The organism is Paraburkholderia sp. OAS925 (genome assembly GCF_040543975.1).
In the GTDB taxonomy this organism is placed as follows: domain Bacteria; phylum Pseudomonadota; class Gammaproteobacteria; order Burkholderiales; family Burkholderiaceae; genus Paraburkholderia; species Paraburkholderia graminis.
Window position 1 is genome coordinate 2,874,040 of record NZ_JBEUNO010000001.1, and the last position, 13,049, is coordinate 2,887,088.

Consider the following 13,049-nt stretch of genomic DNA (forward strand, 5'->3'; position numbering starts at 1 on the left):
GCTCACTGGTTTCCTCCGGCGCGCATCGCATCGGAGATGCGGGTGTCGAGCGCGTTGCGCAGCGCGTCGCCCATGAAAGTCAGCAGCAACAGCATCGCGACCAGCACCCCGAAGGTCGACAACGAAATCCACCACGCGTCGAGATTCGCCTTGCCCTGCGCGAGCAGCTCGCCAAGGCTCGGCGTCGGCGAAGGCACGCCAAGGCCAAGGAAATCGAGACTGGTCAGCGCGAGAATCGAACCGCTCATGCGAAACGGCAGGAACGTAATCACCGGCGTCAGACTGTTGGGCAGCACGTGACGCCACATGATCTGCCAGTTGGACAGGCCCATCGCTTTCGCCGCACGCACGTAGTCCTGCTGACGGTTGCGCAAAAACTCCGCGCGCACATAGTCGGACAGACCGATCCAGCCGAACAACGAGAGCAGCACGATCAGCAGAATAAATCCGGGCTCGAAGATCGACGAGAAAATGATCAGCAGATAAAGCTCCGGCATCGCGCTCCATATTTCGATCAGGCGCTGCCCGACAATATCAGTACGTCCTCCGAAATAACCTTGCACGGCGCCCGCCGCGATGCCGAGTATCGTGCCGATGAAAGTCAGCACGAGGCCGAATTCCACCGAGACGCGAAAGCCGTACAGCAGACGGGCGAACAGATCGCGGCCGCGATCGTCGGTGCCGAGCCAGTTTTCACGCGAAGGCGGCGCCGGGTTCGGCGCTTTCGAAAAATAGTTCAGCGTGTCGTAGTAATAATGGTTCGGCGGATACACGGCGAAATTGCCCGGCGCGTCGAAACGCTGCTTGATATAAGGATCGAGATAATCCGCGGGCGCGGGGAAATCGCCGCCGAAGGTCGTTTCCGCGTAGGTGTTGAAAAGCGGGAAATACAGATGGCCGTCGTAGCGCACCACGAGCGGTTTGTCGTTCGACCAAAGCGGCCCCGCGAGGCTCGCAGCGAACGCCACGACAAATACGATCAGACTCCAGTAACCAAGACGCTGTTGGCGAAAGCGCTGCCATATGCGGCGCGCGGGCGAAGGCGAGACGAACGCGCGCGCGGGTTCGACGCGCGCTGCTGCATCGGCTGAGAGGCGGGCTCGATTCATCAGCGTTCCAGTTGTTCGAATTGGATGCGGGGATCGACCCACACATAGCAAAGATCGGAAACGAGCTTCGTCGCGAGGCCGATCAGCGTGAAGAGATAGAGCGTGCCGAGCACGACCGGATAGTCGCGCCGCACGACCGACTCATACGACAGCAAGCCGAGACCGTCGAGCGAAAAGAGCGTCTCGATCAGCAAACTGCCCGTGAAAAAGGCGCCGATAAACGCTGCGGGAAAACCGACGATCAGCGGCAGCATCGCGTTGCGAAACACATGCTTCCACAGCACGCGTTTCTCCGAGAGACCTTTGGCGCGCGCGGTCAGCACGTATTGCTTGCGAATCTCGTCGAGAAAGGCATTCTTCGTGAGCATCGTGACGACCGCAAAACTGCCCACCACCGAAGCCGTGATCGGCAACGCGATATGCCACAGGTAATCGAGCACCTTGCCTACGACGCTCAATTGCGCCCAGTTATCCGACGTGAGATTGCGCAACGGGAAAAGCTGCAGGAACGTGCCGCCGCCGAACAGCACGAGCAGCAGCACGCCGAGCACGAAGCCCGGGATCGCATAACCGATCAGCACGACGAGACTCGTCGCGATGTCGAAGCGCGAGCCGTTGCGCACCGCTTTCGAAATGCCGAGCGGCACCGAAATCAGATACGTGAGAAAAAACGTCCATAAACCGATGCTGATCGACACCGGCAACTTGGACACGATCAGCGACCACACGCTCTGATGGCGGAAATAGCTCTGTCCGAGATCGAACGTCGAGAAGCGCTTGAGCATCAGCACATAGCGCTCGAGCGGCGGTTTGTCGAAACCGTAGAGCGCCTTGAGTTGCGCGATCTGCTGCGCGTCCACGCCGCTGTGCGCGCGCAGGCCGAACGGCGCCGCGCCCTCGGCGCCCTTGCGCAGTTCATGCTGCATCTGTTCGACGGGACCGCCCGGCACGAACTGGATCACGACGAAGGTCAGCGTCAGCACGCCGAGCAAAGTCGGAATCATCAGCAGCAGGCGTTTGAGAATGTAGCTCCACATGGCGGCGTTCCGTTGCGAGGGCGGTGTGTGAATGACGATAGCGTGCGGGTTCAATGCGGTCGATTACTGCGGCTTCGCCTGACTCGCCGCTTGCGGCTCTGCGAACCACCACGTCGACGTGATCCAGCCTTCCGCGCCATAGTACAGGGGCAGCGTCGACGGCCAGGCCAGCCCGCGCTTGAACGCCACCCGATGCGTCGCGCTGTACCAGTGCGGCACCACATAATAGCCATGCATCAGCACGCGATCGAGCGCATGCGTCGCATCCAGCAGTTGCTCGCGCGTTTGCGCCTGCACGAGCGCGCGCAGGATTGCATCGACGGCCGGCGACTTCAAGCCGATTACGTTGTCCGAGCCGTGGGTATCCGCTGCCTTGCTGCCGAAGCGCTCGATCTGCTCGGAACCTGGCACCTGCACGTCGGGCATGCGAATCGTCGTGGTATCGAAGTCGAACGCGTCGAGGCGCTTCTGATACACCGCGAAGTCCGCCACGCGAAACGTTGCCGTAATGCCGAGCTTTTTCAGGTTCCGAATGAAGGTCGCGACGATCGGCTCCATTTGCCCAGCCGATCCTGAGTCGTCGAGTATCTCGAACTCGAACGGCTCGCCTTTCGCGTTGCGCAGCGCGCCGTCGCGATAGGTCCATCCGGCCTCTTGCAACAACGCGCGGGCTTGCAGCAGATTCGCGCGCAAAGAGCCCGGCGGATCGGTGTCGGGCTGCTTCGGCGGCGGCCCGAAAACCGCAGGGTCGAGCTTCGCGCGCCACGGCTCGAGCAGCGCCAGTTCACCGGGCGAAGGCAGTCCCTTTGCCTGCAGATCGGTGTTGGCAAAGAAACTGTCGATACGGCTGTACTGATTGAAGAACAACTGCCGGTTCAGCCACTGGAAATCGAGCGCGAGATCGAGTGCCTTGCGCACGCGCACGTCCTGGAACAACGGCCGTCGCGTGTTCAGCATGAAGCCCTGCATGCCGGTGCCGTTGTGCTGCGGGAACACCTTCTTGATCAGTTCGCCGCTATCGAACCGCTTCCCAACATCGCGCCGCACCCAGTTACGCGCGACATACTCGACGAGTGCATCGTATTCGCCCGCCTTGAACGCTTCGAGCCGCGCGACGCTATCGGAATACAGCTTGTAGACGATGCGATCGAAGTTGTACATGCCCACGCGCACCGGCAGCGCCGCGCCCCAGTAATCGGGGTTGCGTCGATAGGCGATGGTGCGCCCGTTGTCGTAGCGTTCGATCAGATACGGACCGCTGCCAATGGGCTTTTCGAACGCTAGCTGATCGAACGGAATATGGCTGCCGTCGGCTTTCATCCCCCACTTGCGCGAGAACACGGGCATGCCGCCCGCGAGCAGCGGCAACTCGCGATTGCGCTGGTGAAATTCGAAGCGCACCGTCTGCGGATCGACGACGACCGCGCGCACGATCTGACCGAAGATCGACATGAACTGCGGCGCGGCTTGCGGACTCTTGAGCGTGTCGAGCGAATACTTGACGTCGTCCGCGGTAACGGGATCGCCGTTCGAAAAGCGCGCGCGCGGGTTGATATGGAAGGTGGCCGACAGACCGTCCGGTGCAACCTTGATGTCGTCGGCGAGCAAGCCGTAGGCGGACGCCACTTCGTCGCTGCTACCGGTCGTCAGGCTTTCGAACAGCAGGTCGACGCCGGGCGCGGTATTGCCGCGCAGCGTGAACGGATTGAATTTATCGAAGCTGGTCAGGCGGCTCGGATTGGCCAGCACGAGCGTGCCGCCCTTCGGCGCATTCGGGTTGACGTAGCCAAAATGCTTGAAGCCGGCCGGATACTTGGGCTCGCCGTACTGCGCGATTGCATAGACCGCGCGAGCCTGCGGCGCCGCGAAGAGACCTACCGCAGCGACCACGCCACACCCTATCGCGACGCAGGCTTTGCGCGATGACCGCGATGCAACGGCCGGACCGACACGCGAGCGCCTCGAAGTAACGCGTCGAATAACGTATTGGATAACACATTGAAGCGCACGAGGCGATGGAACCCGTCGCGAGCCAGTTGTCATAAGCGCCTTTGGTCAGTGGGCAATTGCGTGGTGAGGGAATTCTACCGAATAAACTCACGCCAACTGTAGGTTCGCTGGCCACATCGCCGACGCGCGAAGGCATAAAAAAACCGCCCGTTGGGGCGGTTCGGTTTGTCTCGTCGCTGAAGCTAAAGGCGCCAAAGACGCTAAAGATTCGCGGCTGCCGTTCAATGCCAGCCGCGGCCGTGATCGTAGTGATCGCGGCGATAGTCATAGCGGCCCGGCGGATGATGGCGATACCAGTCGTCGCGCGCCCAGTAGCGGCGGCCGTCCCAGTAGCGGTCGCCATGCCAGCCGATCACGACGGCCGGCGCGCCGTAATACACCGGCGCCGGCTGATACACGACAGGCGGCGGGGGCGGCGGAGGCGGCGCATAAACGGGAGCCGGCGCCACGTAGACCGGCGCGGGAATGCCGATATTGACACCGATATTGACGCCGCCGGCCATGGCTGCACCCGACGCGCCCAACGCGATAACCCCGAGAAGAAGCGGAACAAAACGAGCGGACTTCATCGATCACCCTTTGGAAGAATGTGTTGTTGGCGGAAATATAGCCCAACCCCGCAAGCCGCGTATTTCAACTTTGTAATAACTGATGCATAAGATCGCAGCATCGGTCTGACGTTACTTCCGGTTACATCCTGGGCGGTTCCGAGTAGGTGAACGCAGCGAGTGGAAAGCCAGGGCAAAGGCGCGCATGCCTGCTTTTGCGGTCTCTGCAGTCGTCGAAATACATAGGATGGCGAATTATTATGCCGTTTAAGCCGCCTGCGGCCCGGCGGCGGTCCCCTGCCCGCTTGCTGACGCACGCGGGCATGAGCGGGCGCTGCACGGCGGCGACCACGCCGATCGTCAATGAACATTACATGTTCGAAAGAACATTTTAATCGCCCTATGATAAGAAAGCAGTCGTCGGACTTCGTTACGGTCGCACGACCGCGTCTCCCATATACTCACGTTAAATCCGGCCATACAGCGCTACAAACAATGGTTTTCCCTAGTATGAAACAGCTTTCTCAGTGATACGATGACTGACACTAAACGCCGATAAATGTTCGAATTCGCGCATTGCCGCGTCAGCGGCTGGCCACCGGACATGCGGGCACGGAGACAGACTTTGAAGACAATCATTGGTTTGCGCTGGTGGATCATCGCTCTCGTATGTCTTGGGACGATCGTCAATTACCTGTCGCGCAACGCGCTCGGCGTGATGGCCCCCGAGTTGATGAAGCTCATGCACATGAGCACGCAGCAGTACTCGTATGTGGTCGGCGCGTTCCAGGTGGGCTACACGGTCATGCAACCGGTGTGCGGTCTCATCATCGATCTGATCGGTCTGCGCCTCGGCTTCGCCCTCTTTGCGTGCCTCTGGTCGCTCACGGGCGTGCTGCACGGCTTCGCGAGCGGCTGGTTCTCGCTCGCCGCGCTGCGCGGTCTGATGGGCCTCACTGAAGCCGTCGCGATTCCGGCCGGCATGAAAGTGGTCGCCGAATGGTTTCCGAATCGCGAGAAATCGGTTGCGGTCGGCTACTTCAATGCAGGCACGTCGCTCGGCTCCTTGCTTGCGCCTCCGCTCGTCGTGTTCCTCTCGCTTCGTTACGGATGGCAAAGCGCGTTCGCCGTGACGGGCGCGCTCGGCTTCATCTGGGCCGCGGCGTGGTACACGTTGTACCGTTCGCCGGCCGAGCATGCGCACATCGGCGAAGCCGAACGCCAAACCATCATCAGCGGACAGACGCCGCCGGCCGCGCGGCGCAGCAGCATTCGCGAAGTGCTGCGCACGCGCCGCTTCTGGGCAATCGCGCAAGCGCGCTTTTTCGCCGAGCCCGCATGGCAGACCTTCAGCTTCTGGATTCCGCTTTACCTCGCCACGCAGCGCCATATGGATCTGAAACAGATCGCGCTGTTCGCGTGGCTGCCGTTCCTCGCGGCTGACCTGGGCGGTCTGTTCGGCGGCTATCTGTCGCCGTTCCTGATGAAGCATCTGCGCGTGCCGCTGATCTGGTCGCGCATTGCAGGCGTCGCGCTCGGCGCATTGATGATGCTCGGGCCCGCCTGCATCGGTCTCGTTGCTTCGCCGTACGAAGCAATCGCACTTTTCTGCGTCGGCGGCTTTGCGCATCAGATGATCTCCGCGCTCGTCAACACGCTCGCCGCCGATGTCTTCGATCCGGGCGAAGTCGGCACTGTCGCGGGTTTCGCGGGCATGTCCGCGTGGATCGGCGGCCTCGGCTTTTCGCTGCTGGTGGGCGCGCTCGCGGACACCATCGGCTATACACCGCTCTTTGGCGCGCTCGGCGCTTTCGACATCATCGGCGCGACGCTGCTGATCATCCTGATGCGCGGCGTTTCGCGCGACGCACGTCCGCGCGAAGCCGATGCGGCCTCGAATGCAGCGGCGTGATTTCATCGAGAACTCATCATGCGCTCAATCACGAATCTGAAGCATCCGCCGCGCTTCGCGCTAGCGTCTCACGAAGGCAATCGCATCGTTCTCGCTTCGCCCGCGAATTGCCGGATCGAACTCTACGTTCTCGCCGAAGACATCATCCGCGTGCTGGTGTTGCCGGACGGCGAACTGCATGGCCCGCGCACCTGGGCCATCGCGCCCGGCGCGGAAGACGTTGCGCTCGAAGGCCGCGAACGGCGCGACATGAGCGGCTTCACGCCGCCGCCCATTCACGTATCGAACGACGGCGCGCAACTCGTCGTGCAAACGGCGTGCATCCGTCTACGCGTGACGCTTAACGGCGGCTTCTGCGCGTGGGACATTCTGCGCGGCGCCAAATGGCATTGCGTGATGAACGACCGCAAGACGCAGGCGTACAACTTCGGCTGGTGGGACGAGCGCGTTTATCACTACGTCGAGCGGCGCAAGGACGAGATCTACGTCGGTCTCGGCGAGAGAGCCGGCTCGCTCGATCGCGCGGAGCAGTCGTACGAGATGCGCAATATCGACGCGATGGGCTACAACGCGCGCACGACCGATCCGCTCTACAAGCACATTCCGTTTTACGTGACGTGGCAGCCGCAAACGTCGACGGGCTTCGGGCTCTTTTACGACACGCTCGCCGATTGCCGCTTCGACATGGGCCGCGAGCTCGACAACTATCACGGCCACTATCGCCATTTCGTGGCGGAGCATGGCGACCTCGACTATTACTTCATCGCGTCGGCGGATACGCCGTTGCATGCGGTGCGCCGCTTTACGTGGCTCACCGGACGTCCCGCGTGGATGCCCAAATGGGGACTCGGCTATTCGGGCTCGACGATGAGCTACACCGACGCGCCGGACGCGCAGCAACGCATGGGCGAATTCATCGAACGATGCAGCGAACACGACGTGTTGTGCGATTCGTTCCACCTGTCGTCGGGCTATACGTCGATCGGCCCGAAGCGCTACGTCTTCAACTGGAATCACGAGAAGTTTCCGGACATCGACGGCTTCGTCAACGGCTATCTCGAACACGGCGTGCGTCTGTGCGCGAACATCAAGCCGTGCCTGCTGCAGGATCACCCTGCATTCGAAGAAGCCGCGAAGGCCGGCCTGCTGATCGAGTCGCGCGACGGCGAACCCGCGTGGGTGCAGTTCTGGGACGAAGTCGGCGCGTACCTCGACTTCACCAATCCCGACACGATCGACTGGTGGAAGTCGCGGGTGAAAGAAAGCCTGCTGAAACACGGCATCGCTGCAACCTGGAACGACAACAACGAGTTCGAAATCTGGACACGCGACGCCATCGCGCGCGGCTTCGGCAACGCCTATCCGGCGCACCAGGCGAAGGTGCTGCAAACGCAGTTGATGATGCGAGCCTCGCGCGACGCGCAACGCGAATTCGCCCCTGAACGCAGGCCTTTTCTCGTTTCGCGTTCGGGCGGCGTGGGCATGCATCGGTATGTTCAGACGTGGTCGGGCGATAACTACACGTCGTGGGAAACGCTGCGTTTCAATCTGAAGATGGGTCTCGGGCTCGCGATGTCCGGCGTGTCGAACAGCGGCCATGACATCGGCGGATTCTCGGGCCCCGCTCCCGGTCCCGAACTGTTCGCGCGCTGGGTCGCGTTCGGCATCTTCCTGCCGCGCTTTAGCATTCATTCGTGGAATGACGACGGCACCGTCAACGAGCCGTGGATGTACCCTGAAGTGACTCCGCAGATCGCCGCGCTCATCAAGCTGCGCTATCGGCTGATTCCGTATCTGTACGAGTTGCTCTGGCAATCGCACAGTGCCTACGAGCCGGTTTTGCGGCCCATGTTCGCCGAGTTTCCGCATGACCCGCGTTGTCTCGTCGATGGCGACGACATGATGCTCGGCTCCTCGATGCTGATCGCGCCGGTGGTGGATGCCGGTCAAGCGACGCGCGACGCCTATCTGCCCACGGGAACGCGCTGGGTGTCGTACTGGAGCGGCGAATCGTTCGACGGCGGCCAGAGCGTGACGCTGCCCGCACCGTTCGAGCAACCGGTCATGTTGTTGCGCGAAGGCAGTGTGATCGCATTGAACACTGCCGAGCAGCACTTCGGCCAATCCGCCGACGAACGCGCGTTCATCGCCGTGCCTTACCTGGGCGCAGGCACAGCAAATGGCGGCTCGATCGAAGACGACGGCGAAAGCGAAGCCTGGCGTTCGGGCGCGCAAGGCCGCTGGAACGTGACGATTGCGAGCGACGCCGCGACGCTGCGCGTTGCCATAGAACGCGAAGGCGCGATGCCGCACACGCAGAACGAAGTCCGTCTGTTCGTGCCTGCACACGAAACGCGACCGGTCACGTGCACACGCGGCACGCTGCTTAACGACGAATCCGCCGACGGCTGGCGATGCCTGACCATTTCCCTCGCGCCCTGAAACGCGCGCTATTCCGTTGCATCACACAACACCGAAAACACCGAAAGACTGGACCGGAGACTTCTCACCATGAATTCATCGAAGCGCGCACGGACCCGCGCGGTCATGTCGTGCCTGCCGCTCGCGGGCGCATTGCTGTCGAGCGGCGTATCGGCACAAAGCAGCGTCACGCTATACGGCGTGGTGGACAACGCGTTCACCTATGTCAGCAATCAGCGCGGCCATGCGAACTTCTACATGAGCCAGGGCAATCTGCAAGCAAGCAAATTCGGCCTGCTCGGCGCGGAAGATCTCGGCGGCGGCACCAAGGCGATTTTTCGGCTTGAAAGCGGCTTCAATTCGCTGACGGGCGCGCAGAGCAGTTCGGGTTTCATCTTCAACCGTCAGGCGTACGTGGGACTCAGCAATGACCGCTATGGCACCGTGACGCTCGGCCGCCAGTACACGCCCTACTTCCAGATGGTCGGCGCACTAGGACCGACCGGCGTGCTGACCGGCGCAACGGGCGCGCATCCCGGCGACATCGACGCACTCGACACCACGCTGCGCCTGAATAATTCGGTTACCTATCTATCGCCGACACTCGCAGGTCTGCAATTCAGCGCGCAATACGGGCTCGGCGGCGTGCCGGGCAGTGTTGCGAACGGTAGCCACTTCAGCGCGGCGTTCCGCTACGACTACAAACCGTTCGCCATCGCGGCGGGCTATGTCAAGCTCAAGGACATTGCGACGAGCGCCGCGCTCGGCACTTACGCGATCAATTCGCCGGTGAATAGCGGCTACGCGACGGCGCGCAGTGCGCAGTTGTTCGCGGCCGCGGCACGCTACACGGCGCAGGATCTGATGGTCGGCATCAACTATTCGAATGTGCAATACGCGCCGGGCCACGGCTCGCTGTTCGCAAGCGAAGGCGTGTTCAATACCTACGGCGTGATTTCCACGTACCGGATCACGCCGGCCGTAATTGTCGGCGCCGGCTACAGCTACACGCGGGCGAGCAAGGCGAACGGCGTCAGCGATCCCGCGCGCTATCACCAGATTTCGCTCGAACAGACGTACAGCCTTTCCACTCGCACCACGCTCTACGCGCTCGAGGCGTATCAGCTCGCGCGAGGCAAGACGCTCGCCGCGGCGGGCAGCAGCGCGACGAGCATCATCGACGCAGTGGCCGTGGTCGGCGACTCGCAGAACACGACGCCGTCGTCGGGACCTTCGCAGTTCGTCGGCATGGTCGGCTTGAGGCACGCGTTCTAACTTTGCATCCGGGCACGATGCGCTGCCGGCGTTGCAGCGCATCTTCCGCGCTTTCATTCTTCTAACTCCGCGGCGAGAAATACAAAGCAGAAAAACTTGGTTTGATCGCAGACGACGTCTTACTAGACTCACATCGTCTTGTCATAACAAGTTTGAGCGATGTCGAAAACGACTCTCGTACCGCTGGGCGCCGACACTGCTCCCGCCTCGGTCTCCCCGCTTCCGCTGTACGCGCAGATCAAGGACGCGCTGCGCGAGCGCATTCTCGACGGCACGTATGCGCCGCATTCGCAGATGCCGTCCGAACACGAACTGTGCCGCAGATTCGCTGTGAGCCGCATCACCGTGCGCCAGGCGCTCGGCGATTTGCAGAAGGAAGGTCTGCTGTTCAAACTGCATGGCAAGGGCACCTTCGTCGCGAAGCCCAAGGCATTTCAGAACGTCACGTCGCTGCAGGGCTTTGCCGAAGCGATGTCGTCGATGGGCTATGAAATCGTCAACCAGTTGCGCAGTTTCAGAACGGTCGAAGCCAGCCGCCACGTCGCGATGCGCCTGAACATTGCCGAGGGCGCGCCTGTCACGGAGATTCATCGCGTGCGGCTGCTCAATCGCGAGCCCGTCTCGCTCGAACTGACGTGGGTGCCCGAAGCGCTGGGCAAGCGCCTCGCGAACGCGGACCTCGCGACGCGCGACATCTTCCTGATTCTCGAGAACGACTGCGGTGTGCCGCTCGGTCACGCCGATGTGTCCATCGACGCGATTCTCGCCGACGCCGATATCGTCGATGCGTTGCGCGTCGAAGAAGGCAGCCCGGTATTGCGTATCGAGCGTCTCACGCACGACGCGTCGGGACAGCCTGTCGACTTCGAATATCTGTACTTTCGCGGCGACGCCTTCCAATACCGGCTGCGCGTGGACCGCGAGAAAGAACAGCAAAAACAACAGCAAAAACCCCTGCAAAAAAGCCCCAAAAACGCAACGGAGGCACGATGAATACCCATGTACTCGACTACGACGTCGTCGTGGTCGGCGGCGGCACGGCCGGCCCAATGGCCGCCGTCAAGGCGAAAGAACGCGATCCGTCTCTGAAGGTATTGCTGCTGGAAAAGGCCAACGTGAAGCGCAGCGGCGCGATCTCGATGGGCATGGACGGCCTGAACAACGCGGTGATTCCCGGCCACGCGACGCCCGAGCAGTACACACGCGAGATCACGATCGCGAACGACGGCATCGTGGATCAGGAGGCCGTGTACGCGTATGCACGCCATAGCTTCACGACGATCGAGGAACTCGACCGCTGGGGCGTAAAGTTCGAAAAGGACGGCAACGGCGACTACGCGGTCAAGAAAGTGCATCACATGGGTTCGTATGTGCTGCCGATGCCCGAAGGCCACGACATCAAGAAAGTGCTGTACAGGCAGCTCAAACGCGCGCGCGTCGCGATCACGAACCGCATCGTGGCGACGCGCCTGTTGACCGATTCGCAAGGCCGCGTGTGCGGCGTGCTCGGCTTCGATTGCCGCACCGCCGACTTTTACGTGGTGCGCGCGAAGGCCGTCGTGCTGAGTTGCGGCGCGGCCGGAAGACTCGGGTTGCCGGCGTCCGGCTATCTGATGGGCACCTACGAGAACCCGACGAATGCCGGCGACGGCTACGCGATGGCCTATCACGCCGGCGCCGCGCTCGCGAATCTGGAGTGCTTCCAGATCAATCCGCTCATCAAGGACTACAACGGCCCCGCGTGCGCGTATGTCACCGGTCCGCTCGGCGGCTTTACCGCGAATGGCAAGGGCGAGCGCTTTATCGAATGCGATTACTGGAGCGGCCAGATGATGTGGGAGTTTTATCAGGAACTGCAAAGCGGCAACGGCCCTGTGTTCCTGAAGCTCGACCATCTCGCGGAAGAAACCATTCAGACGATCGAACAGATTCTGCATACGAACGAGCGCCCGAGCCGCGGCCGCTTTCATGAGGGACGCGGCACCGATTACCGCAGCCAGATGATCGAGATGCACATTTCGGAGATCGGGTTTTGCAGCGGACACAGCGCGTCGGGCGTGTATGTGAACGCGCGCGCGGAAACCACCGTGCCGGGACTGTATGCTGCCGGCGACATGGCGGCCGTGCCGCACAACTACATGCTCGGCGCGTTCACGTATGGATGGTTCGCGGGGCACAACGCGGCGGACTACGTGGCGGGCCGCGAACATGCGGCCGTCGACGAAGAGCAGATCGACGCCGAGCGCGCGCGCATTTATGCACCGCTAGAGCGCAGCAACGGTCTCGCGCCCGCGCAGGTCGAATACAAGCTGCGCCGGATGGTGAACGACTACCTGCAGCCGCCGAAGGTCACACGCAAAATGGAAATCGGTCTACAGCGCTTTGCTGAAATCAGTTCGGATATCGAATCGATGTCGGCCACCAATCCGCACGAGTTGATGCGCGCTGCCGAAGTGCGCGCGATACGCGATTGCGCGGAAATGGCCGCACGTGCATCGCTTTTTCGCACCGAGAGCCGCTGGGGGCTTTACCACCATCGCGTGGATTACCCGCAGCGCGACGACGTGCAATGGTTCTGCCATACGCATTTGCGCAAGGACGCGAATGGCCGCATGACGAGCGAAAAGCGTGCGGTCGAGCCGTACATCGTCGCGCTCAACGAGAACGAACGCGACGCCTATCGCAACCTGCGGATCGGCGAGCCCGCGCTCGACGCCGCCACAGCCTGACGGAGCAT

General features: G+C 61.9%; 9 protein-coding genes. 5 read left to right on the plus strand and 4 right to left on the minus strand.

The genetic code is table 11. The features are described 5' to 3' along the window. Window positions 1-2 precede the first annotated feature (2 nt). The 4 genes from ABIE53_RS12505 to ABIE53_RS12520 form a co-directional block, all read right to left on the minus strand. Window positions 3-1,109, minus strand: a complete 1,107-nt coding sequence (locus ABIE53_RS12505; RefSeq protein ID WP_006053091.1) for an ABC transporter permease — start codon at window positions 1,107-1,109, stop codon at window positions 3-5. Next, window positions 1,109-2,146, minus strand: coding sequence for a microcin C ABC transporter permease YejB (locus ABIE53_RS12510; RefSeq protein WP_114156177.1), 1,038 nt, complete (start codon window positions 2,144-2,146; stop codon window positions 1,109-1,111). Before ABIE53_RS12510 ends, ABIE53_RS12505 begins: the two co-directional genes overlap by 1 nt. Window positions 2,147-2,209: 63 nt before the next feature. Further along, window positions 2,210-4,036, minus strand: a complete 1,827-nt coding sequence (locus ABIE53_RS12515; RefSeq protein ID WP_374710135.1) for an extracellular solute-binding protein — start codon at window positions 4,034-4,036, stop codon at window positions 2,210-2,212. Window positions 4,037-4,377: 341 nt separating this feature from the next. Then, entirely contained in the window at window positions 4,378-4,725 is a 348-nt protein-coding gene (locus ABIE53_RS12520; protein WP_006053088.1) for a hypothetical protein, read from the minus strand. Between the two features lie 604 nt (window positions 4,726-5,329). Between ABIE53_RS12520 and ABIE53_RS12525 the strand changes: the two genes are divergently transcribed. The 5 genes from ABIE53_RS12525 to ABIE53_RS12545 all read left to right on the plus strand — a co-directional run bounded on the left by ABIE53_RS12525 (window position 5,330) and on the right by ABIE53_RS12545 (window position 13,041). Beyond that, entirely contained in the window at window positions 5,330-6,616 is a 1,287-nt protein-coding gene (locus ABIE53_RS12525) for an MFS transporter (RefSeq protein ID WP_006053087.1), read from the plus strand. A gap of 18 nt (window positions 6,617-6,634) precedes the next feature. Next, the gene (locus tag ABIE53_RS12530; protein ID WP_114156179.1) at window positions 6,635-9,058 is read left to right on the plus strand and encodes a glycoside hydrolase family 31 protein; all 2,424 of its coding nucleotides are present in this window, start codon (window positions 6,635-6,637) and stop codon (window positions 9,056-9,058) included. Window positions 9,059-9,127: 69 nt separating this feature from the next. Then, window positions 9,128-10,312, plus strand: coding sequence for a porin (locus ABIE53_RS12535; RefSeq protein WP_114156180.1), 1,185 nt, complete (start codon window positions 9,128-9,130; stop codon window positions 10,310-10,312). 159 nt (window positions 10,313-10,471) lie between these two features. Continuing rightward, entirely contained in the window at window positions 10,472-11,305 is an 834-nt protein-coding gene (locus tag ABIE53_RS12540; RefSeq protein WP_114156181.1) for a GntR family transcriptional regulator, read from the plus strand. Then, window positions 11,302-13,041, plus strand: coding sequence for a fumarate reductase/succinate dehydrogenase flavoprotein subunit (locus tag ABIE53_RS12545; RefSeq protein ID WP_053858288.1), 1,740 nt, complete (start codon window positions 11,302-11,304; stop codon window positions 13,039-13,041). The genes ABIE53_RS12540 and ABIE53_RS12545 overlap by 4 nt, the downstream gene beginning before the upstream one ends. The last annotated feature ends 8 nt before the right edge of the window (window positions 13,042-13,049 follow it).